The organism is Microcoleus sp. PH2017_12_PCY_D_A, from assembly GCF_020738565.1.
In the GTDB taxonomy this organism is placed as follows: domain Bacteria; phylum Cyanobacteriota; class Cyanobacteriia; order Cyanobacteriales; family Microcoleaceae; genus Microcoleus.
In genome coordinates this window covers 46,347-68,481 of the sequence record NZ_JAEQCI010000016.1, presented here as the reverse complement: position 1 = coordinate 68,481, position 22,135 = coordinate 46,347, and the positions used below count along the sequence as shown (strand labels likewise).

Annotated in this window: 24 protein-coding genes and 1 pseudogene; 8 read left to right on the top strand and 17 right to left on the bottom strand. The window is 47.3% G+C overall.

The features are described from left to right. Window positions 1–243 (top strand): annotated as a pseudogene (locus JGK39_RS03520) (hypothetical protein); the annotation flags it as partial. Window positions 244–477: 234 nt separating this feature from the next. Here JGK39_RS03520 and JGK39_RS03515 read toward each other — a convergent pair. The 8 genes from JGK39_RS03515 to JGK39_RS03480 all read right to left on the bottom strand — a co-directional run bounded on the left by JGK39_RS03515 (window position 478) and on the right by JGK39_RS03480 (window position 8,979). Then, the gene (locus JGK39_RS03515; RefSeq protein ID WP_265234579.1) at window positions 478–678 is read right to left on the bottom strand and encodes a hypothetical protein; all 201 of its coding nucleotides are present in this window, start codon (window positions 676–678) and stop codon (window positions 478–480) included. Further along, window positions 675–1,019 carry a hypothetical protein gene (locus JGK39_RS03510; protein ID WP_293246148.1) on the bottom strand — a complete coding sequence of 115 codons (345 nt, stop codon included), beginning with the start codon at window positions 1,017–1,019 and terminating at the stop codon, window positions 675–677. Before JGK39_RS03510 ends, JGK39_RS03515 begins: the two co-directional genes overlap by 4 nt. Before the next feature lie 383 nt (window positions 1,020–1,402). Beyond that, window positions 1,403–2,749 carry an FGGY-family carbohydrate kinase gene (locus JGK39_RS03505; RefSeq protein ID WP_293246151.1) on the bottom strand — a complete coding sequence of 449 codons (1,347 nt, stop codon included), beginning with the start codon at window positions 2,747–2,749 and terminating at the stop codon, window positions 1,403–1,405. Between the two features lie 349 nt (window positions 2,750–3,098). Then, entirely contained in the window at window positions 3,099–3,386 is a 288-nt protein-coding gene (locus JGK39_RS03500) for a DUF433 domain-containing protein (RefSeq protein ID WP_293246154.1), read from the bottom strand. A gap of 51 nt (window positions 3,387–3,437) precedes the next feature. After that, window positions 3,438–3,734: a DUF433 domain-containing protein gene (locus JGK39_RS03495; protein WP_293246157.1), complete on the bottom strand. Its 297-nt coding sequence runs from the start codon at window positions 3,732–3,734 to the stop codon at window positions 3,438–3,440. Between the two features lie 48 nt (window positions 3,735–3,782). Further along, complete coding sequence (locus JGK39_RS03490) at window positions 3,783–5,186, bottom strand: serine/threonine-protein kinase (protein ID WP_293246160.1); 1,404 nt, start codon at window positions 5,184–5,186, stop codon at window positions 3,783–3,785. A gap of 328 nt (window positions 5,187–5,514) precedes the next feature. Continuing rightward, window positions 5,515–7,350, bottom strand: coding sequence for a biosynthetic-type acetolactate synthase large subunit (ilvB, locus tag JGK39_RS03485; protein WP_293246163.1), 1,836 nt, complete (start codon window positions 7,348–7,350; stop codon window positions 5,515–5,517). 336 nt (window positions 7,351–7,686) lie between these two features. Beyond that, on the bottom strand, window positions 7,687–8,979 hold the full coding sequence (locus tag JGK39_RS03480) for an MFS transporter (protein ID WP_293246166.1): 1,293 nt from the start codon (window positions 8,977–8,979) through the stop codon (window positions 7,687–7,689). Between the two features lie 349 nt (window positions 8,980–9,328). On the opposite strand from JGK39_RS03480, the gene JGK39_RS03475 reads away from it, so the two are divergent. Then, complete coding sequence (locus JGK39_RS03475; protein ID WP_006633346.1) at window positions 9,329–9,667, top strand: P-II family nitrogen regulator; 339 nt, start codon at window positions 9,329–9,331, stop codon at window positions 9,665–9,667. A gap of 201 nt (window positions 9,668–9,868) precedes the next feature. Here JGK39_RS03475 and rdgB read toward each other — a convergent pair whose 3' ends face one another. The 6 genes from rdgB to JGK39_RS03445 form a co-directional block, all read right to left on the bottom strand. Further along, window positions 9,869–10,459 carry an RdgB/HAM1 family non-canonical purine NTP pyrophosphatase gene (gene rdgB, locus JGK39_RS03470; protein WP_293246169.1) on the bottom strand — a complete coding sequence of 197 codons (591 nt, stop codon included), beginning with the start codon at window positions 10,457–10,459 and terminating at the stop codon, window positions 9,869–9,871. 212 nt (window positions 10,460–10,671) lie between these two features. Then, window positions 10,672–12,099 (bottom strand): phosphoglucomutase/phosphomannomutase family protein, encoded by a 1,428-nt coding sequence (locus tag JGK39_RS03465; protein ID WP_293246172.1) that lies wholly within the window; start codon window positions 12,097–12,099, stop codon window positions 10,672–10,674. Between the two features lie 347 nt (window positions 12,100–12,446). Further along, the gene (gene folE / locus JGK39_RS03460; RefSeq protein ID WP_293246179.1) at window positions 12,447–13,181 is read right to left on the bottom strand and encodes a GTP cyclohydrolase I FolE; all 735 of its coding nucleotides are present in this window, start codon (window positions 13,179–13,181) and stop codon (window positions 12,447–12,449) included. A gap of 152 nt (window positions 13,182–13,333) precedes the next feature. Further along, entirely contained in the window at window positions 13,334–14,059 is a 726-nt protein-coding gene (locus JGK39_RS03455; RefSeq protein ID WP_293246188.1) for an SDR family oxidoreductase, read from the bottom strand. A 366-nt stretch (window positions 14,060–14,425) separates the two neighbouring features. After that, window positions 14,426–15,406 carry an acetyl-CoA carboxylase carboxyl transferase subunit alpha gene (gene accA / locus JGK39_RS03450; protein WP_293246191.1) on the bottom strand — a complete coding sequence of 327 codons (981 nt, stop codon included), beginning with the start codon at window positions 15,404–15,406 and terminating at the stop codon, window positions 14,426–14,428. Window positions 15,407–15,517: 111 nt separating this feature from the next. Continuing rightward, the gene (locus tag JGK39_RS03445) at window positions 15,518–15,667 is read right to left on the bottom strand and encodes a hypothetical protein (protein ID WP_293246194.1); all 150 of its coding nucleotides are present in this window, start codon (window positions 15,665–15,667) and stop codon (window positions 15,518–15,520) included. 84 nt (window positions 15,668–15,751) lie between these two features. Here JGK39_RS03445 and JGK39_RS03440 point away from each other — a divergent pair, with 84 nt between their 5' ends. Beyond that, entirely contained in the window at window positions 15,752–16,261 is a 510-nt protein-coding gene (locus JGK39_RS03440; RefSeq protein WP_293246197.1) for a tellurite resistance TerB family protein, read from the top strand. A gap of 267 nt (window positions 16,262–16,528) precedes the next feature. Here the strand turns inward: JGK39_RS03440 and JGK39_RS03435 are convergent, their stop codons facing one another. Beyond that, on the bottom strand, window positions 16,529–17,551 hold the full coding sequence (locus tag JGK39_RS03435; protein WP_293132515.1) for a long-chain acyl-[acyl-carrier-protein] reductase: 1,023 nt from the start codon (window positions 17,549–17,551) through the stop codon (window positions 16,529–16,531). A 159-nt stretch (window positions 17,552–17,710) separates the two neighbouring features. After that, window positions 17,711–18,403 (bottom strand): aldehyde oxygenase (deformylating), encoded by a 693-nt coding sequence (locus JGK39_RS03430; RefSeq protein ID WP_293246200.1) that lies wholly within the window; start codon window positions 18,401–18,403, stop codon window positions 17,711–17,713. Between the two features lie 179 nt (window positions 18,404–18,582). On the opposite strand from JGK39_RS03430, the gene JGK39_RS03425 reads away from it, so the two are divergent. Further along, the gene (locus JGK39_RS03425; RefSeq protein WP_293246294.1) at window positions 18,583–19,401 is read left to right on the top strand and encodes a carbohydrate ABC transporter permease; all 819 of its coding nucleotides are present in this window, start codon (window positions 18,583–18,585) and stop codon (window positions 19,399–19,401) included. A 123-nt stretch (window positions 19,402–19,524) separates the two neighbouring features. Then, window positions 19,525–19,773, top strand: coding sequence for a transporter suffix domain-containing protein (locus tag JGK39_RS03420; protein ID WP_293207684.1), 249 nt, complete (start codon window positions 19,525–19,527; stop codon window positions 19,771–19,773). A 93-nt stretch (window positions 19,774–19,866) separates the two neighbouring features. On the opposite strand, the gene JGK39_RS03415 is transcribed toward JGK39_RS03420, so the two are convergent. Continuing rightward, entirely contained in the window at window positions 19,867–20,895 is a 1,029-nt protein-coding gene (locus JGK39_RS03415; RefSeq protein WP_293207686.1) for a hypothetical protein, read from the bottom strand. Between the two features lie 349 nt (window positions 20,896–21,244). Here JGK39_RS03415 and JGK39_RS03410 point away from each other — a divergent pair, with 349 nt between their 5' ends. The 3 genes from JGK39_RS03410 to JGK39_RS03400 are packed head-to-tail and all read left to right on the top strand — an operon-like array spanning window position 21,245 to window position 22,116. Then, the gene (locus JGK39_RS03410; RefSeq protein ID WP_293295791.1) at window positions 21,245–21,442 is read left to right on the top strand and encodes a DUF433 domain-containing protein; all 198 of its coding nucleotides are present in this window, start codon (window positions 21,245–21,247) and stop codon (window positions 21,440–21,442) included. Window positions 21,443–21,451: 9 nt separating this feature from the next. Beyond that, window positions 21,452–21,745 (top strand): DUF433 domain-containing protein, encoded by a 294-nt coding sequence (locus JGK39_RS03405; protein WP_293198449.1) that lies wholly within the window; start codon window positions 21,452–21,454, stop codon window positions 21,743–21,745. Then, complete coding sequence (locus tag JGK39_RS03400) at window positions 21,745–22,116, top strand: DUF5615 family PIN-like protein (RefSeq protein WP_293295786.1); 372 nt, start codon at window positions 21,745–21,747, stop codon at window positions 22,114–22,116. The genes JGK39_RS03405 and JGK39_RS03400 overlap by 1 nt, the downstream gene beginning before the upstream one ends. The last annotated feature ends 19 nt before the right edge of the window (window positions 22,117–22,135 follow it).

Sequence of the window (22,135 nt, the reverse complement as noted above, 5' to 3'; positions counted from 1 at the left end):
TTAAAAAAGCCTCAAATGATTGCTATGCAATCATTTGAGGCTTTTTTGATTCTGAATTATTTTGAAATTAAATCCGATCGAATATCTGCGGAATGTGGGATCTACGGTAGCGTTTCCAGCGGCACAGCTTGGCGGTTTCTCAAGCTGGAAGGGCAAATAGTGACGATCGATCTTACCGACTATCCGCTACCTCCAGTCGATAAAATATTGGGATTTTTAGTCTGGATGGTGAGCCAAAATTAGCATATATCAAATTTGCGTTAAAAATCTGCGATCGGAGTCGGCAATTTCAACCATTACTAAACAACCAAAGTCCGAACAGAAGGGGAATCAAAAGAAATAATTCAAGGCGATCGCGAAATCTTCTCGCTTAACAGGTAAGATGCCTGTTCCACAATAAAATTCACTCTTTGTGGAATAAGCATCTTGCTGTTCATAAAAGACTTATTAAGAATGAATGATGCAACATCTCATATCTTATTCGACTACCTGAGATTCCACACGCCTGTATTTACCCGCCAAACGTTCTCGACGCTGGCGGCGGTTGTCAGCTTCAAATATAGCGATTAATTCATCCAGGTTTAAAGTCAAAGCGTCAAGCTGTTGGCAGACTTCACGCATCTTGTCAACGTGTCGCTTTCTGGTTTCAGCGTCGGGGATTCTAGGTTGTTGATTCATGGCAAATTCCAATCCATTTTGATTTCTCGGATAGTTGCTTCTGAGGCATCGACAGCCGCCTCTGTTTGTTCTATCGTTCTATACAGAAAGTTTAACGTATCCGCAGCCGCAGCCGGTTGAGATTCTGCCACCTGTTGCAAAAGCCTGTACAAACGATTGTAAGGGTTTCTCAACCTTTCCTTAATATTATCCAGGGATTCTAGTTCGGGGAGTGTCGCTTCTGTCTCGCCAAACTGCTGCATGAATATATATTCTGTGGCGGTTGTCTCGTTGAGGAGTTCCACTAGCCGTCGCTGCAATGTGAAAATTGTGTTCAGGATGTCATCAGGTAACTTTGCCATTGTGGGAGCATCTCAGTTTTGCATTTACAGTGCTGTCGTGAGATCAAAAAAGGTTCGTAGTACGGACTTCAGTCCGCTCTTTAAAAAATGCTTCTTGCAAAACTGAGATGCTCCCGCCATTCTCCTTGATTTTTAGGGATAACAACTTAACACAATATATCAGAATGTTTGCTTCCTATCATTTTAGTTGCGATCGAGAGCGATCGCACTTTTAACTTACCACATTTCAACCCGCTCAAAAGTATCCAGTTTACAATCCTTTGGATCGATTCGTGATGTTGCTTTCTTCAATCCTAAAATCTAATATAGCAATCCTTGCAGGAGTCGTAAATCTTTTTACCCCACCCCAACCCTCCCCTTACTAAGGGGAGGGAGTAAGAAATTCACAAATGATTGAGGACTGCTATATCTAAAATCGATTCACTTCCCTGCTTCGCCAATAACGCACTTCCATAGGCAGCCGCCGTCTGAACAGGCGTTTCAACAGGCACTTTCAAATAACGCTTTCTGATCGCACTCCAAACCGGATTTTTGGCGCCGCCGCCAGCAGTATAAACCTTTGTCAAAGGAGTTGCGCCCAACTCCTGCAATAATTGATATCCCCGCGCTTCAATCCGCGCGATGCTTTCTAGCAAACCGTGCAGAAATTCCACAGAATCAGCCGGACGCGGTTCTAATTTCGGCGGCAAATTCGGGTCATTAATTGGAAAGCGATCGCCCTTTTTCAACAACGGGTAATAATCCAGCAAACTCTCTTGCTCTGGATCGATTTGTGTGCTATAATTCGCCAATTCAGCATCAGTAAAAAAGTGCCGCAGCACCGCACCTCCCGTATTAGAAGCGCCTCCAACTAACCACATATCCCCCCCCGCCCCCTCTTCAAAAGGGGGGGAGAATATATTAGAGAATCTGTGGCTGTAAATCCCGTATCTAGCATCATCTACGCGGGTATGACTTAACAGTTTCACGGCTAAAGTTGAACCGAGAGAAGTTACTGCTTCCCCCGGTGAATTGACACCGCTTGCTAGAAATGCTGCAATGCTATCGGTTGTGCCAGCACAAACTGTACAATGGCGTGGAAATCCGAAGCGATCGCCCACTTCCTCTGTAACTTTCCCCACAGGCGTACCCGGTGCGACAACTTGTGGCAATTTAGGCATTGCAGCGCCCGCAATTCCCTGGATCAACCAATCGGGATAGCACAAAGTATCAACATCGAAACCGAGTTTTAAAGCATTGTGATAGTCGCTAATTCCTAATTTTCCGTGCAACAAAAACGCCAGCCAATCGGCTTGATGCAGGAAAACCGTAGGGGCGGTGGATGGTGCGTGCCCGCCCAAATACTCCTGCCACCAGAGGAGTTTGGCGAGACTGGATGTGGCGCTTAAGACTGTGTGGTTGGCTGGCGCGATCGCCCGCAACCTCTCTGTCACGGCTGCACCGCGCGCATCGTTGTATAAAATCGGTTCGCATACGGGTATACCGTCGGTATCGCACAGCATGACAGTGGAGGATGTGCCGTCAAGGGCGATCGCGCTTACCCGATTGCGGATGGTTGGGGGGATTTGCTCAATTACAGCCGAGAGTGCATTTTGCCACACCGAGGGCAATTCCGGCTGTGGTGCGTTGGCAAAAGTGTATTCTGTCTCGCAATGGATTGTACCCTGGGAGTCGATGATTGTCGATCGAGCGCCCGTAGTACCGAAATCTATTCCCAAATAAAGATTCATTTACCACTCCCGCGAATTTTCGCATATCTCAGAAACCGGGTTTTTTTACGAAAATCTTTCGTTGTCACCCACAGATTAGGTAAAAAACCCGGTTTCTTTGGCCTTAGCGGGTAAGTTCACGGCTTACGCATGGGGGGCGAGAAACCCGGTTTCTACGAGTTTTGCGTTGAGTGACAAGAAATATAGTAAAGTAGTTGTAGGGTGTGTCGCCATTGAAAATCCCTCAACAAAAATCGACAATCGAGCGAGCGACGCACCTGTGCCTAGACGTAAACTAAGCAAACCAAACAATTCTTTTGTAGCCAGACTTTTTCTAAATCATCTAAATATAAACGAATTTGGCTCAAGATTAACTCTCCCCTTTGCATCCATTAGCTAAGCGATCGTACTCAGCTTCTTCCGCCGCAATATCAACATTTATCTGCTCTTGATTTGCGTAGTAGTAAGCGAGTGCTCCATGAACTTGGGCTAAATTTAAGTGAGAAATTTCAGCAATAATTTCTTCTGGACTCATCCCCATTTTGTACCAAACGGCGATTCGTTGAACCGTGATTCTAGTCCCTGCGATGCGGGGGCGATTTCCACAGGTTTCTGGTGTGGAAACGATCAGAGTGCCAATATCAGTTAAAGTTGGCATAGGTTAATCAGAGGTGAAAATTTTTAACTTAATTATACCATAACTTTATTATCATTGGTAGTTGTTTGGGCTATTTAATGGTGCAAGACTCTCATATTCTGCTTGTTCAGCATCTAAATCTGCTTCTATTTCTGCTTGATTTGCATGATAATAAGAAAGTGCAGCATAAACTTGGGCTAAGGTAAGATGATCTAAATCTTTAGCTATCTCCTCAGCATTATTGCCTTGTTTGTACAACGCGGCAATTCGTCGCACGGATGTAGCTGTGCCTGCTATGATAGGAATGCCCCCGCGAAGTTGCGAATCGCGGGTAATTAAGGTGCCGATTTCTATAATTGTTGCTGTCAAAGTAGTTTCTCCTTATTAATTTTTATTCAAATAATGAGAGTGCCAATATCAGTTACAGTATAGATTACAGCTTACAGTTCTCGATGCGAGAGAAGAACCATAACGCCACTTCACACCCAAACCCCGGAACCCACCCCACCACCCACACAGTTCCCTAGGGAGGTGGCCCACAGGTGCTTGTTTATTATAGGTTAGGTTCTTTGTGTCCAACCAACTGCCTCCTTTTCGCCAACCGACGCGATCGCCTAGCTTGCATTCAGTCTCCCAATCAACTTTACCACCAACTTCCAACCAGATTTTTTTCTGGACGCTAAAGCCAAAGCGACCCTGACTGTATTTTACCCACAATTGGTCGATCGTCCGTAAATCATCGCAAGGAAAATTATCAATTGATTCCTTATTAAAATAACCTTCCTTCTCCCGTCTAGCAGCTTTCAACATCACGTTGAGTGTTTCCCGATCCGCCTCTTTCCACTCCCCTGTGGCCAATAAATCCCGGAGACGAGTATAGTCAACACCCAGCGCTGATTTAAGGGAGTCTGTTGACGGTGGAGGTGTTTGAGGTGATGATTTAGGTGATTGAGAAGCAAGAGCCTGCAACACTTCAGTAGCAGATTGATAACGTTTCTTAATAGCAGGTTGTATCATTTTATCTAAAATCTGACCCAGTTCCGAACTGACCGATGTTTTTAAGTGTTCTCGCCACACCCACTCAAACTCGCTATCATCGAATAAATCAATCGGTTCAACCTGAGTTAACAGACACAGACAAGTGACACCCAGACTATAAATATCACTAGCATAAATGGCTTTGCCCGCTGCTTGTTCCGGTGCCGTATATCCAGCAGTCCCGATCGCAGTTCCCGTTACAGATAAAGCCGTTTGTGTCGCATATTTCGCCGCACCAAAGTCAACTAAAATTAGTTGCCCATCTTGCCTAAGAATAATATTCTCTGGCTTGATATCCCGGTGAATTACTTGGCGAGAGTGAATGTACTCGAATGCTGGTAGTAAATTATTAAGCAAGTTGCGAATCTGCGTTTCGCTAAAATATCCCTGAGATTCTAGTGCTTGGGCTAAATTTTCACCGTCGATGAATTCTTGGACTAAATACTGCCGTCCATCTTGACTAAAATATGCTAATAAGTCGGGAATTTGAGAATGTTTACCCAACTGTTCTAGGCGTACTGCTTCCAGCTCAAATAACTCAGCAGCTTTCTGGATACTAGAAGTACCTTGAAGTTGGGGGTAGAATTGTTTAATAACACAGGGAGGTTTTGATGGTTTATACTCGTCAACAGCTAGAAAAGTGCGCCCAAATCCCCCTTGTCCAATAATTTTTTGGGCTCCGTAGCGATCGCCCAATAGCAGTTTATTCCCACATTTTTGACAGAAGTTTGTAGAGCCAGAGGGGTTTTGGAATAGGCAATCAGGGTTTAGACACTGGCTCATAAAATATGCTTATAAATTACAGATTAAATATCTCGATGCGATGCCAGCGGACATGGTGTTAAATGTGGAACAGCAGATCCAGGTAAGGACACGGCATTGCCCAAAGCCGTGTCAACTCAACCCCGAAACCTTTGTATCTCTCGCTTTTATCGGAGGCCCGATCCCCCTAAATCCCCCTTAAGAAGGGGGACTTTAAGAAAACTCTTGTCCCCCCCTTAAGAAGGGGGGCTAGGGGGGATCTGGCCTTAGCAATAAACAGCAATCTGTGACTAAGTTTGACCTTAAGTTGAGACTAATAAGCAATGCCTAAGTCCCCACTCAAAACTCCTTAAACTTTTGTCCCGCACTCAGGACAAAACTTATTGCTCGAAACATTCTTCGCGCCGCAACTCGGACAATAAATCAACTGGGCTGATTCCAACTTACTCCGTTCCGGTAAACCAACCATTTGAGCGTTGCTCTTACCTGGAACTACCATCGGATAGCAGTTTTCATCCCGCGTCACCTTCACGTTCATCAGCACAGGGCCATTGTGAGCGAGCATTTGAGCGATCGCACCCTGCAACTCATCCGGCCCTGAAACCAGCATCCCCTTCACCCCGTAAGCCTCAGCCAGCATCACAAAATCCGGCATCCCCACAGTCATGTTCGACGACGAATAACGCTCGCCGTAGAACGCCTGCTGCCACTGCCGCACCATGCCCTGCCAGCCGTTATTTACAATTACAATCTTGACATTGATGCCGTATTGTGCTAAGGTTCCCAACTCTTGAATATTCATTTGCACGCTCGCATCGCCAGCAATACAAATCACTTGCTCGTTGGGTAGCGCCATTTTCGCGCCCATCGCCGCCGGCAACCCAAAACCCATCGTTCCCAAACCAGCGCTCGAAATCCAGCGGCGCGGCCCGTTGTTTAAGAATTGAGCCGACCACATTTGATGTTGACCGACATCCGTCGTGTAGTAAGCATCCGGCGCTTGAGTCGCCAACTCGGAAATCACCTCTTGCGGAGATAAAATATCGGGGTAGTGAGGCACAACTAACGGATAGTCCTGTTTCCAGCGATCGATCCTGTGCAGCCATTCCCCAGTTTGTCCGGCAGTTCCCGAAACACCAGTTTCCCGACAGCGGCGCAGCAAATCAATCAAAACTTGCCGGACATCTCCGACAATCGGCACGTCTGGGCCGCGATTTTTGCCAACTTCGGCCGGATCGATATCGATGTGAACTACCTTCGCGCGCGCGGCAAACTCGTCTAGTTTTCCCGTTACTCGATCGTCAAACCGAGCTCCGACAGCAATCAACAAATCGCACTCAGTAACGGCAAAATTAGCGTAAGCAGTGCCGTGCATCCCCAGCATTTTCACAGACAAAGGATGGTTTTCATCAAAGGAACCTTTGCCCATCAGCGTTGTTGTGACCGGCAATTGGAACATCTCCGCGAGTTCCTTAATTTCCTCGTGGGCCCCGGCTGCGATCGCCCCGCCGCCCACATACAGCAAAGGACGTTTCGCTTCCTTCAGCAAATGAATTGCTTGACTGATTTGCCGCGGATTTCCCTTGACTGTCGGGCGGTAGCCCGGAATTCTCACAGAGCCCGGTGTCACGGGCAGATAGTCAAACTCTTCTAAACCGACATCCTTGGGCACGTCAATCAACACCGGCCCCGGCCGTCCGGTACTTGCAATGTGGAAAGCTTCAGCGACAATTCGCGCCATATCTCTCGGATTCCGCACTACATAGGAATGCTTGACAATTGGCAAAGTAATGCCGTAAATATCAGTTTCCTGAAACGCATCAGTGCCGATCGCCGGACGCGGAACTTGACCGGTAACAACTACCATCGGGATCGAATCCATGTGGGCCGTCGCAATCCCCGTCACCAAGTTAGTTGCACCGGGCCCGGAAGTCGCGAAACAAACCCCAACTTGTCCGGTAGCGCGGGCGTACCCATCGGCTGCGTGGGCTGCGCCTTGTTCGTGCCGCACTAGAATGTGTTTGATCGCGCCGGTTTCTTCAGCCCGGTAGAGTTCGTCGTAAAGCGGCAGAATTGCGCCGCCGGGATAACCAAAAATATGCTTGACGCCGTGGCGGATCAAGCTATCTATCAAAGCGAATCCACCCGTTGCACGCTTGACGGCCACTTTAGTTTTTAGTTGCACAGAATTTCCGTCCTTAAAGTAATTATGATTTTTAATGAAAGCTTTGATACTACTTTAATCTCTACAATCGAACTATGAAAATTTAACTGCTGATATTTTACAAAATGTTTCGCGAGCGATGTGCGATCGTCCGATCGCTAAGTTGTGAAACAGCAGAGGAAGAAAAGAAACAGGGAAATTGCCGAAGAAGAAGACCGGGCGGTTGGAAACCGCTGCGACACAGACATGCACGCGCCTCCGCGGGTTAAAAAACAGACGGTTAATGTCACCTTATTTTCTCCAGTCCCTCTGAGCTCGGACTTCGTTTATGTAGGCGCGGTTTCAACCGCTGTCCGCTCAAGCCTTCAAGACTTTGCGAGTATGTCGCCAAGCCGCCAAGCCCATCACGCATACCAAAAAGCCCAAACTCATCAGCACGATCCGCAAGCCGAGGTCATCGGAACCCACGGCTTTGCTAACAGCATCCGTCAGCGGGCCCGTCACTGCTAAAGGCAAGCTGAGGGCAATATTAATCGCATTGTTCTCCAAGCCAAAGACTTTTCCCCGCATGGATTCGGGAGTTTTTTCTTGAATCAGTGCTTGCATCGGGCCGTTAATTAAAGAAGCGCCAAAACCGAACAGAGCACTCAAACTAAATCCCACCCAAAGCTGTCGGGTAAAGGCAAACATTGCCAACACGAAACCCATCATCAAAAAACCAATTAATGGCAAAGGTTTCTTGTGTACTCGATCGCCCCAGTGGCCCAAAAAAGCCGCGCCGAAGACCATTCCGACTCCCGCAGCAGCGAGCAAAAAGCCAAATTGAGTTTCTTTGAGACCTATTTTGCCTGAAAGTGCGATCGCCAGAACTTGCAGCGCCGCAAACACCGAATACAAAATCGTCAACTGCACCACCGCGTTGCTGACGAGGCGGTTGTGCTTCAAATACCGCAAACCTTCTTTGAGATCCTGCCAAGGATGGATGTTTTTGCCACTGCTACCTGCATGATTTTCCTTGATCCGCATCAAGTAAATTAAACCTGCTGAGATCAGGTACAACCCTGCCAGGAAAAACTCTTGAGAAGCTTGCCCATAGTTGTGTTTGAGCGAAGTAAATATCGGTTCGCCGATCGTCATTCCGACAATAATCCCACCCATTGTGGACGAGGCAAACAGAGCATTTGCCGACATCAGTCCCTCTCGCCCCACAGCCAGCGGGATTGCTGCTGCCTCTGCCGGAGCAAAAAATTGCGTTACCGTAGAGACCAAAAACGTGACCACCAACAGCACGAGAAAAGTTTTGGGCAAAAACGGCAAAGATCCAATCAACACGGCTCTAATAACGTTACAGCCGATCAGCATTTGCTTTTTGGAAAAGCGGTCTACCACGATACCAGCCGCCGAACCAAAGAAGATCGCCGGTAGCGTGTAGGCGATCATCACCGCTGACAGCATAGAATTTTCCGAATACTGCCAAGAAACGGGCCAGGGCCGGTAATCGCCTGTTTTCAGCAGAATAATCAACAATACGTAAAAGATTTTATCCGCCACTTGGGCCAACAACTGGCCAGTCCACAAGGTGAGGAAGGGGCGATTTCTCAGTAGGGCATCAAGCCCGCTGCGGTCAGGGGGAGGGCTAGCTGGGTGCATAGGAATAGTTTAACTGACCGCTTCTGGCAATTGTAGTTTTCAACAATACGTGCAAATCTGACACAACAAAGTGGACACTCGGAAAACTCCTGTCTCCTGCGTTCTTTTTCTGTTTTAGCAGATCGCTGGCACAGGGCTGCGGTATTTTTAACTTTACCGCGATCGGCTCCGCACGGTCACCGCCGCCCGAAAATCAGGGAATGTTGTTAAATGTTGACCTGCATTATTTCATCGCGAGTGCAACATAAGGTAATATATTTGACAAAATAGTTGCTGTTGGCAGTGATATCAAAAGATGTCACGCCGATTAAGTAATATAACGAAAGTAGTAATGTTAGGAGTGAAAAACTTGAAAAAGGTTGAAGCTATTATTCGCCCGTTTAAACTTGACGAAGTGAAAATCGCCCTCGTCAATGCTGGCATTGTAGGGATGACTGTTTCTGAAGTTAGAGGTTTTGGCCGTCAGAAGGGCATGACTGAACGCTATCGCGGTTCTGAGTACACCGTTGAGTTCTTGCAAAAGCTCAAGGTCGAGATTGTTGTCGAAAACGATCAGGTTGATATGGTGGTGGATAAAATTATCGCTGCTTCCCGCACGGGCGAGATTGGCGACGGCAAGATTTTCATCTCTCCTGTAGAACAAATTATCCGCATTCGGACTGGGGAAAAGAACCTGGAGGCCATCTAAGATACTGGGGCCTTGGGGATTGGGCCTCGATCGTCGGTCAATCGATCGCAATAATAAGTAAGGTTCGTAGTGCGGACTTCAGTCCGCAGGCGTATAGCGGACTGAAGTCCGCACTACGAACCCCTCTTTTTGCGGACTTCAGTCCGCAGGCGTATAGCGGACTGAAGTCCGCACTACGAACCCCTCTTTTTGCTTTTTGCCTCAGTTGGGGTTGACAATATTCGCCATTTGTGGTATAAGTTCCTCGAATGCTCTGCCGCGGTGGGAGTGCGATCGCTTGATATCGGGCGTCATTTCAGCAAAAGTCTGTTGCTGTGCGGGCACGTAGAAAATCGGATCGTAACCGAAACCTCGGGTACCGCGAGGAGTGTGCAGGATTTCGCCTCGGCAAATTCCTTCTACTTGCAAGGCAATTGTACCGTCGGGACGCGCGATCGCGATCGCGCAAACAAACTGTGCACCCCGGTTTTGTTCGGTTCCCAATTCTTTGAGAAGCCGAGATATCCTGTCAGCATCGCTTGAACCGTAGCGTGCCGAGTAAATCCCAGGTTGACCGTCGAGTGCATCTACCATTAAACCAGAATCATCCGCGATCGACCATTCGCCAGTTGCTTTCGCCACTTCAGAAGCTTTCAAGCAAGCATTAGCAATAAACGTTTCCCCAGTTTCCTCAATTTCCAACTCTTCTGGTTTAAGCTGCAATTCCCATCCCAAATCCTGAAGATAAAGCTGCATCTCCTTGAGTTTACCCGGATTGCCGGTAGCTACAACTAACAATTTATTATTGGTCATTATTTCTGTTAAAAATTACGGAGGGATTTTTTACGAACCGCGAAGACGCGAAGGACGCGAAGGAAGAGAGAAGAAGAGAAAAGAGAGTTCGCAATTGATGGCATTTTATTTGTGAATTTTGTTTTGAACCGCAGAGGCCGCAGAGAACACAGAGAAGGAGAGGTTTAATATCAATCCATCCGCGTTTTTCTGCGTTCATCTGCGGTTCAAAATTAACCTTTTTGCGCCCAATCCTTCGCCCAATTCAAGTTTTGCATGACTTCTTTTAATGTGGCTGCTTCTGAATACAGCCGCAATACTGGTTCGGTTCCGCTAAACCTAATTAACAGCCAGCTTCCGTCGGCTAAACGGAATTTGTATCCGTCTACTTTGTTGCAGTCTACTACTGCTTTGCCGGCTATTTCTGTTAATGGTTGATTTTCCAACAGTCCCAGCAAGCGGGAACGTTCGTCCATATTTGCTAAGTGCAAGTCTATGCGATCGTAGGCTGAGGTAAACTTGGTTTCTTTTTGCAGTCGGCTGTAAATTTCGCTTAAGTCTTCGCCGGATTTGACGACTGCTTCTAATAAGTACAGCGCTGACAGCAACGCATCTCTTTCGGGAATGTGCGTACCGTACCCAATTCCTCCTGATTCTTCGCCGCCGACTAAAACTTGAGTAGTTAGCATTCGATCGGCTATATACTTGTAACCGATCGGCGTTTCAAACAATGGTAAGCCGTAAAGTTCGGCAATTTTGGGGATAATGTCGGAACCGCTGACTGTTTTGATGACTTCTCCGGTTAACCCGCGCCGTGAAGCTAAATGTTCGATTAATATGGGAACTAGGATTTGCGAACTGAGAAAGTTTCCGCTGGAGTCAACGGCTGCAATTCGATCGCTATCTCCGTCAAATACAAATCCGATCGACAAACCGGATGCTTTTCGCTGGTGAGTCCGCATGACGCGGAACAACTGTGACAGGTAGCGCGGTAAGGGTTCTGGTGCACCGCCGCCAAACAGCGGATCGCGATCGCTGTTGACTTCTTGCACTGTTTCTTCTAATATTTGCGTTAATCCGCCCGCTGCGGCGCCGTGCATTACATCTACAAATACTGTAATTTTGCCGCTGGCGATCGCCTCTTTTATCGCTTCAATATCTACCATTTCCCGCAAGGTTTTGCAGTAAGCCGGCCAAGGATTGAAATTCTCTAATTTTCCAGGAGTTGCTGAAATTGCGGCCTGATTTTCTAGTTTTGCTTCTATCTGTTGCGTAACTTCGGGCGACACTGAACCTCCAAATCCGCCCTTGACTTTTAATCCTAAATATGCGCCCGGATTGTGGCTGGCTGTCAGGACGATCGCACCTAAAGCGTTTAATTGTTTGGCTGCTAAACTAAAAGCCGGAGTTGGGGCGTAGGATTCGCTCAGCAGCACGTCAAATCCGGCGTTTTGGACGGCAACAGCCGCGTTTTTGGCAAAATCTTCAGCTAGAAATCGGCGGTCGTAACCGACAATTACGGTGCCGCTACTGGCATTATTGCCGCCGGTTTGTGCCAGAACTTGTGCCGCTAGGGGAGCTACTAACGCTACGCGATCGAATGTAAAATCGTCAGCAATGATGCCGCGCCAGCCATCTGTACCGAATTTTATAGGATTCATTTAGTCACAAGCCATAAGTCACTCGTCTATTTTATGAGCTTATTTCGCGATCGTCAGTCGATTTTAGATTTTAGATTTTAGATTTTAGATTTTAGATTTACTTGGAGCCTTAAATCTGGCAGTTTGAACAAGACTCTAAAATTTTGGTAGCTCCATTTATGGAGTGTACGTGGCACGGTACCCGTTTTGGGGCTGGTTAAAAGTCATCATTAGTCAGTAGTCATCAGCCGAATGACAACTGTCAACCGACAACCGACAACCGACAACCGACAACCGACAACCGACAACTGACAACTGACAACCGACAACTGTCAACTGTCAACTGTCAACTGTCACAGGTCAACTGACTAAAAGAATGCCGGTTGGTGGCGGATCAAATTCAGGAATTCTTCGCGAGTTTTTTGTTCGTCTTGAAACACGCCCAACATCGCACTCGTCACTGTCCAAGCGCCGGGTTTTTGCACGCCCCGCATCGTCATGCACATATGGCTGGCTTCCATTACTACAGCCACTCCCTTCGGTTCCAATATTGTCTGAACTGCTTCGGCAATTTGGCGCGTCAAACGTTCTTGTACCTGCAACCGGCGGCTGTACATTTCAACAATTCTGGCTAGTTTGCTCAGTCCCACTACTTTTTGGTTGGGAATGTAAGCGACGTGAACTCGACCCATAAATGGCAGCATGTGGTGTTCGCACATACTGAAGGCGCTGATATCTCGCACCAGCACCATTTCGTTGTGACCTTCGTCAAAGATAGCGCCGTTGAGGAGTTCTTCGAGGGATTGACTGTAACCGCTGGTGAGAAACCGCATTGCTTCTGCTACCCGCTTCGGGGTTTTGAGCAATCCTTCGCGTTCAGGGTCTTCTCCTACTCCCTGCAGTATCGTGCGAACGGCTTCCATCATTTCTTCCTGGCCTACTTCTGAGGCTACTGGTACGTTGGATTCTTGACCGTGGGAGGAATTGCGATCGGGTCGAGTGGCGATGCGGGGCAAGTTGTTATCGGCGGTTGCGGGCTGTTTCATGGTGTCAGTTGAGATTGAGTTTGAGCCGTTCGTACCGTTATTCGATGCAATTGTCATAAGAAGTTGGTGTGAGGATGAATCTATTTTCGAGAGAGCGATTTTCGATCGGGCATAGACCTATCGAGAGAGCGATTTTCGATTGGGGGATATAGCTAGAGATTCAAAGATTGTTAAATTACAGAAAAATCCAGCTTTCCACAATCTCAAGTTCACAAAACTCCGGCGTTGGACATGAGCGTGATTTCTTCAATTACTGCACTTGCAGGTAACTGAACTGCGTGCAGAATTGATTGGGCGACGATTTCTGGGGTTAACATCGCACTGCGATCGAAATCGGCTTGGACGGTTTCTGTGTCCCACATGGGAGTGTTGACAGAACCCGGACAGATGGCTGTAACGCGAATTCCACCAGCCCGTTCTTCGGCGGCTAATGTCCTGGACAAAGCCATGAGACCGAATTTGCTGACGCAGTAGGCTCCCCAATTGGGGAAGGTTTGGCTGCCTGCGATCGACGAAACGTTGATGATGATTCCCGATCGCCGATCGCGCATGGACGGCAAAATTCCTAGAATGCACTGCCAAACGCTAGTAAGATTGAGGTCTAGAACGTTCTGCCAATCCGCTAAGGGCGTTTCGGTCAAGGAGCCGGTGTAGCCCATGCCAGCGCTGTTGACTAGGATATCTACGGGGCCGAATTGAGCTGCGATCGCGCTGATGCCGCTTTGCACTTGCTCAATTTTTGCCAAGTCTAAGGGATAAGCTTCTGCTTTCACTCCGAATTCTCGGGCTGCTGCGGCAACGGCTTCTAGGTTTTCTGACTTTCGGCTAACTAAGGCGAGATTTATGCCAACGGCAGCGAACGCTAGAGCAGTCGCTTTGCCAATACCGCTGCTGGCTCCGGTAATCAGAGCCTGCTTTGTTGTTCGATCGTTCATTCAGTGTCCTGATAGTTCCTAATTTTACGGAAAAACACGGAAATTAGTTGGCAAGTGCTACCTTGACGCCCGCGAACTACTAAACCTTTTGTCCATTGTCCAAGGCATCTGGGACTACTTTTCCCATATTTTCGATCGGCAACTACCCGTCAAGCGTTGCAGTCTTTTTCGACAAATCAGACAACTGTCTGCTGCGGGCGATAACAATTAATTATGAGAGAAACATTAAGAACTGTTAAGCCGATCTCACCTGAGAAATTATAACACTGCTGACAGATTCGCAGAAGACTCAGGTCTGAGTTATTAGTTATGAGTGTGAAGTTAAGAGATTGTAATTCATAACTAATAACTTTTTCATCGATCGGCTCAGGCAGCCATTTCAGTGAACACACCGATGTCGCGGAACTTTTGATACCGGAGATCGCGCCGCTGCTGGCCGGTAAGCTGTGTCAGTTCTGCTAAGTTTTCTAACAAAGCTCCTTTGAGCATCGCCGCAGCTTTCAGGGGATTGGAGTGAGCGCCACCAACCGGTTCGGGCACTATCTGATCGAGAACGCCGAGGTTTTTCAAATCCCAGGAAGTAATTTTGAGGGCTTCGGCGGCTAAGTTGGCTTTACCGGAGTCTTTCCAGAGGATGGCCGCACAAGCTTCGGGGGTGGCTACGGTATACACGGAATGTTCTAACATTAACAGCCGCTCGCCGACGCCGATGCCCAATGCGCCGCCGGAACCGCCTTCGCCGATGACGGTACAAATAATCGGAACGTCGAGGCGAAACATTTCTCGGAGGTTGCAGGCGATCGCCTCTCCCTGTCCTAGCTGTTCGGCTTCTAAGCCCGCCCAAGCCCCCGGAGTGTCGATAAAGGTGAAAATTGGCATACCGAAGCGATCGGCGTGTTCCATCAACCGCAAGGCTTTGCGGTAGCCGCCGGGAGCAGCCATCCCAAAGTTGCGGGCGATATTGTCTTTGGTATCGCGCCCTTTTTGATGGCCGATGATGACCGTAGGACGCCCGTCTATGCGGGCAATTCCGCCGACGAGGGCCGGATCGTCTCCCCCTCGCCGATCGCCGTGGAGCTCGATCCACTCGTCGCTAATTGCCTGAATGTAGTCGAGGGTGCTGGGGCGGCGCGGGTGACGGGCGAGTTGCAGCCGCTGCATGGGGGACAAGCTGCTGAAAATTTCTTGTCGCAGTTGGGCGCTGCGGGCTTCGAGTTTGCGAATTTCGTCGGTGACATCGACGCCGTTTTCTTCGGCGAGTTGGCGAATCTGGTGAATTCTGGTTTCGAGTTCGGCCAGCGGCTTTTCAAAATCTAGGAGTAGTGGTTTGCGGTCGGGGTTTGCCACGCTGATAATTTCTATAGGGTTTTTAAGGTGAAAGTCGATCGACTGTTTCCCGATCCTACCGTGTCAGGTGTTGCTCAAAAAGAGGGCTCGCGGGAAGTTTTAAGTTTTGAATTATGTTTTGCTGCGTAACAAGAGTTGAAAACCAAGGGCTTGAGTGTCGTTGTTTGCTACACTATTTTTGCTTGCTCCCAGACTTTTACCACAAAGAATTGGTTTAAAGCCCCAAGCTTGAGCGGGAGAAATTAACATCAGGCTATTCATTAATCCAATCCTCTTCCTTGCAGGTAGAGGTCGCCCTCCTTTCGTCAACTGTCAACAGTCAACTGTCAACTGAACCACCCCACTATGCCCGCCCACAGCCACAAAAGACCTAACCCTGCTGAATTGTTCCAAAGCGCAAAAAGCGATACAAGTGCGATCGAACTCACCCCCTCGGAAGCTTTGACAGCTATTTCAGTCTTAGCTGTTGCCGCCGACGGAGAAATATCCGAAGCCGAAAGACAAACCCTTGCCGCCAATCACATTCGCTTGTTCGGCTCTTATTCTGGCGAACACTTCCAAGAACTATTTAAGAAAGTTCTGAAATTGAGCAGTCAGTACACTCCGGCCGAAGTATTTGCCGCAGCTAAAAACGCATTGAATGCTCAGCTTCGAGAAACAGCTTTTGCGATTGCCGCAGATTTGGTTTTAGTAGATGGAGTTTTCACCATCGAGGAAAAAGATTTCTTGGTTGAACTTTCCCAAGCTCTCGACATCTCCGACGAAACGGGCAAAAAAATCATCGAAGTCATGACCATCAAAAACTGCGGGGACAATTTGATGACAGGTCAATTTATTGAAGAGATTGATGTATAAGCTATAGCATTTCTCAAGCATGGTGAGGTACGACTGGGCAAACCGGGAATAGGGCAAACCGGGCAAACCGGGCAAACCGGGCAAACCGGGCCTAGGCTTCCGCGGGCCTAGGCCGGGGAAGGCCGGCTTGACCTGTCGTACCTCACATCGGATATCGAAAGGCCATACCTCATATTTCCCTCAAAAGGCTATAACTATCTCAAAAAAAAGTTACTGGTTATTATCAGAAAAACTTTCCTCAATAACCAATAACCTCAACAAATTACATCAAAATGACATCAAAGGTCGGAAACCGTGTTTGACGGAAATTTCGCCGATTTGCTCCATCTTTTCTACAGTAATTTGATTTCGTCCCCAAGAAAAATTGGTGTACAACTTTTCAAATTCCAGCAGCATGGATTCGGCAAAACAGGCAAACAACTGCCGGCCCGGCACATCCATATTCACAATCTTCATAATCTTCCACTCAATATCGAGCGAATGCTCCACAATCCCGCCGTTGAGTACGTAAATTTCGGGATGCTGAACCTGAGTTGCCAGATTTTTCGGATAACCACCGTCAATCAATAAACAGGGTTGCTTCAATGTCTTGGGGTCAATTTCTACTCCCTTCGGCATACTGGCTACCCAGACTACAATATCCGCTTGGGGCAGGGCTTCTTCCAAATCCATGATTTTGCCTCGTCCCAATTCCGATTGCAAATCTTGCAATCGTTCTTTGTCGCGGGCAATGAGCAACAATTCTGCTACATTGGTTTTAACATTCAGCCAGCGACAGACAGCACTGCCAATATCCCCAGTCGCACCGCAAACCGCTACAGTAGCCTTTGAAAGTTCAATCCCTAATTTGGGGGCTGCTTCTTCTACTTGGCGGCAGAGGATGTAAGCCGTGTGGGTGTTACCAGTGGTGAACCGTTCAAACTCCAACTTGAGATTGCGAATTTGCTTAATTTGCTGCAAGTTGAAAGTTTCAAAAATGATCGAAGAAAAACCGCCTAAAGCAGTGATATTAATCCCGTTTTTTTGAGCGTGTGCCATCGCATTAATAATTTTGCGAGTGGCTGCTTTGATCCGGCGAGTGGCTAGCATTTCTGGTAGAAAACACGACTCCACATAGCGGCCTTCTATTTTTTGCCCGGTAATGCTAGTGACAGTGATATGATCGACTATCTGGGGCGGTGCGCTGCACCAAAAATCGAGCCCTTGATCGGCATATTCTGGATAGCCCAGCTCGTTAGCTACTGATTGGGCGTGTTCTAAGCTGGTTAAGTGACCGATTAGACCAAACATTAAGTTGTCAAATGAAGGAAGATTGAAGAAGAAGGAAGAAGGAAGAAGATCGATGTGAAGAAGGAAGAAGGAAGAAGGAAAATTTAAATTTGCTAATTAACAATGAGATACCTCATTTTTAATTTTTAATTTTTTTCCCATTCCTTGTTTCCCAATTAACTAGGCTGCGAGGCCTTGTGCTGACATCCGCATGATGTCGCGGTTGTTAAAGCCAATGTTGCCTAGGGCTTCACCGTAGGCAATCATAAAGTCTTCGATTAAAGCGTCTTTTTCCATCCCCAAAACGCGAGCATCGTCTGCGACAGCGTTTAGCAGTCTCCAGATGATGGGCAGGTTTTGGCGGTTGGCGACTTCGAGTTCGGCTTTGGATTCTTCAAAGTGAGCTTGCAGCCAGACTTCCCCAAAGTTGAGGTGGCTGTATTCTTCTTTGACGACGCCTTCGGTGATTTTGCGGGCAAAGTCATCGGCGACGGGGATGTAGATGTTGTATGCTGCGATCGCAAAACACTCGATAATGAGTGATTGAATCAGCAAGCAAGTTACAACCTTACCTTCGGCTGCGGCCGTTTGGAAGTTGCTGTGCAACTGAGAAAAGAATTCTTTGGCAAATGCCATGTCTGGCGTGACTTTGAGATTCTTGCCACAAGCTTGGAAGCCTTTCATGTGGCGGTTCTCCATCTTGGACAAGCCAATTAACTCGCTTTTTTTGTCAGCCAACATTTCGGCCAGTTGCAGGTAATTGTCGTGAGCTTCTTGTTCGCCTTCAATCACTATGGCGTTGATGCGGCTGTAAGCGTCTTTGTACGTTTCGGTGTGAAAGTCAATTGTTGGGCTGGCCTCAAGCTGGGGCATAAATATGTCGTCTCCTCGTATAACCTTGTAGGATGTTGGGAAACCCCTTTAAATTTTGGGGTCGCGTGCACTACACTTTACCTATTTTCGACTAAAAATTTACGGTTGTGTGGGAATCTGGAAGGCGATCGGGTTTGAGAACCTCACAAGCTTATTATTTTAGGTTAATTCACAAGTTTATGGGTAAATCGTGGGACAAGTCTCAAGGGCTGGAACTGCTGAGTTTTATTTTGTTGCTGGCGGGGGCTGCGCTGGTGCTGCTGCCGCTGGCTGCTGTATTTTTGGTTTCATTATCACCATCTGGTGTGGGTGTCAAGACCACAGGCCTGACTTTTGAGAACTATCAAGAGGCTTGGCGGCGGGGTAATTTTTTGTTGGCATTTATTAATTCTACTCTAGTGGCGATCGCAGTTACTGCTTTTCAGGTAGTGACTTCTGCTTTGGCGGGTTATGCTTTGGCTTCTCTGAAGTTTCGCGGGCGACAGGCCATAGTTTTGGTGGTTTTGGCGACACTGGTGATTCCGTTTCAGCTTTTGGTGATTCCAATATTCATGGTTTTGAAGTGGGGCCATTTGCTGAATACTTACGGGGCGCTGATTTTGCCCACGGCGGTTAACGGTTTTGGGATTTTTCTGCTGCGCCAGTATTTTCTGACAATTCCGGTGGAGTTGGAGGAGGCGGCAATGCTGGATGGGGCTAACCGCTGGCAGGTATTATGGCAGGTGATGCTGCCTTTGGCGCGCCCTGCTTTGGTGACGCTGTTTTTGTTTACGTTTATCGGCGAGTGGAATGATTTGTTTAAGCCGCTGGTGTTTACGACGCGGCCGGAGTTGCGGACTGTACAGTTGGCTTTGGCGGAGTTTCAGGAACAGTTTACTAGCAGTTGGCAGTTGTTGATGGCGGCGGTGGTAATTGGGACTGTGCCGGTGGTGTTGTTGTTTTTGGCTGGCCAGCGGCAGTTTATTCGGGGAATTGCGGCGACGGGAATTAAGAATTGAGTTGGAGTTCGGGGCAAAATTAAGTTTGATCGTTCGGACTTCAGTCCTCTGTTTGGATTGAAAGTCAAAAAGGACTGAAGTCCTGACTACAAACAAACATCTCATTGCGAACAATCTGAATGTATGCAAAAGCTGGGTTGGTTTTTATTTATTGCATCTTTTTTGCCCTGGTTGGCAATCTTGTTTGTTGTACAGTTCCTACCACTCAGCATCGCCGAAAAAACGCAAATAGATGTTGTTTTAGCTGTGCTAGCCGAAGTGTGTTTTTGGCTGAGCGTGGTAATTTTGGGGAAAGAAGTAGTTACCAAATATCGGCGTTATTTGAATCCCCGCTATCTTTGGAACAAAATCAGAAATTTTCACCGCAGATAAACAGGGATTGACGCAGATTTGGTTCGTAGTGAGGACTTTAGTCCGCATTAAGAAGGACTAAAGTCCTCACTACGAACCCAGGTCAAGGTTTAGCTATTCGCTGATAATTTGCAAGCGAATCGAGCGTTCTCCGTCTCCGAAATCCACTTCAATCTTTTCTCCCGACAGACTGTCCAAGCATCCCAAAAGTAAGCGCAAATTTGGTGTGCTTGCTCCTGTATCCACGTACAATCTATCTGCCAAACTGCCTAAACGCTTCCAAACAGTGTAGAGTTTGACTACAGTTTGTTCTAGCTGTGCGGCTTGTTTGACAACATCTGCTGTGGTTCCCAAACAGCCGACTCGCAAAGATTCTTCTAAAGCCATTTCCATGTCTAGGTGAGACTGGTTGAGAGCTTGCACTTGGGCGGCGGCGTCGAGATATTTTGATAAATTCTTGGCGTCGGAAGTTAGCTGTTTGACTGTATCTACGTCGGGATTTTCTGCTACTTCTTTTTGAATTTCGCTTTGGTGAGATGGGGAGAGTTTCTCCATTTCTTTGACTAAAGGAGCCAGATAGCGGGAAGGAAGAGAACCGCTAGATGCTTTTTCTTTGACTTCTTCTGGCAATAAATCTGAGTTCATTGCCATCCATTCGTCGGATAGTTGTTTGACTTCGCGGCGGGTGATACGATCGCCCTTTCCGGCAGCATCTGTTACCATTTGCTGTACTTCGGGAGATGCTTTGGCCGTTTCTACAAAGGCTCTTTTGCTGAAGTTTCTAATGGATTCTGGGTCTAAATCTCCTTGTTCGATGAGAGTATCGGCACTTTTAGCTAATTCGATTAAAGAATAGGCTTGACTTTTGCTGATTTCTCTTTCTTTTAGCCAATTCAAGAAGCCTGTACCGCGTCCGTCGCCGCCTTTTTTTTCTCTATCTCTGACTGTGCGGAGAATTTGTCCGCGCCAGATGTCGGTTTGTAAGTCGAAACGATCGCACACTTTCCAGGCGTTGTCAACCTGATTGTCAAAATCGAAGTCTGGTATTTGTTCGTCTTCGGGGTCTGGTAATTGGAAATTGATATCTGTCAAGCCTCTGAGGGCTTCGGCGAGTTCTGTGGGAGATTGGGGGACTTCAGCCATTAGGGGAAAATTGTGTAGAGCGACAGCCGGTTTAATTGGGAATTCGCACAAGTTGAGATTGGAGACGCTACCTGTAGTAGTAAGGTGGCAAGGCTGACACTACTGATAGAGTTTTTGTGCAAGTTATCTCATTATTGCATGAGGAAGCGCGATCGGCGAAAAGATACTCAAAAAGACTCCGGGTACGGCCCTGATGGGAATTGATGCGAGTGCTGGCTGTGGGGGGATTGAGTTAAAATGAATTAGGAAACTAAAGGAACTAATAAAATGCTGGAAACTACCAAACGTTAGGAGCGCTTTATCCCTTTGTTAAGCTAGAATTGAGAAAATAAGGTAAAGGAAAAGTGCCATATCAGAACAAGACATCGCTAAGATCATTACGATCGAACCGGGGAAGCGTGGTGGCAAACCCTGTATTCGGGGCATGAGAATTACGGTTTATGACGTGTTGGAATATCTTGCATCTGGGATGACTTATCAAGAAATCCTAGATGATTTTCCCTATCTCACGCAACAGGATATTTTGGCTTGTTTGAGTTTTTATTAAGAGGTAACTATGTCAACAACTGCGATCGACATTGGCACTCTGGTTGTCAGTACGCCTGAAACTTGTGGAGGGCGGCCCCGAATTGCGGGAACCAGAATTTCTATTGCTCAAATTGCCGTTTGGAATAAAGAAGGACTGAGTGTAGAAGAAATACTCGAAGAGATTCCCTATTTAGATTTAGCACAGGTTTATGCGGCCCTATCTTACTATCATGCTAACCGTAATGAAATTGAGGCAGATTTAGCTGCGGAATTAGCTGAATATCAGCTTTTGGAAGCTGAAAACAGGGCGGGGAATCTTTGATGAGCCAGATTCGTTTGTATTTGGATCAGGATACGCTTAGAAAAGCATTCGTGCAAGCCCTGCGAGAGAATGGGGTTGATGTACTGACTGTCTCAGATGCCAATAATTTAGGGCGTATAGATGAAGAACAACTGATATGGGCAACAGAGCAAGGTCGAGTCATTTATACTTTTAATAGTCGAGATTTCTGTCGGTTGCACGGGAACTTGCTCGCAGTAGGCGGGAGTCATTCAGGAATTATTGTTGCACCGCGACAAAGTTACTCTGTAGGCGAACAGTTGCGCGGGTTGTTGAATTTGATTCGGAGCAAGTCTGCTGAGGAAATGATGAATCAACTGGAATTTTTAGGAACTTACATCAGGTATGAATAAACGTATCTAAGTCAGTGGT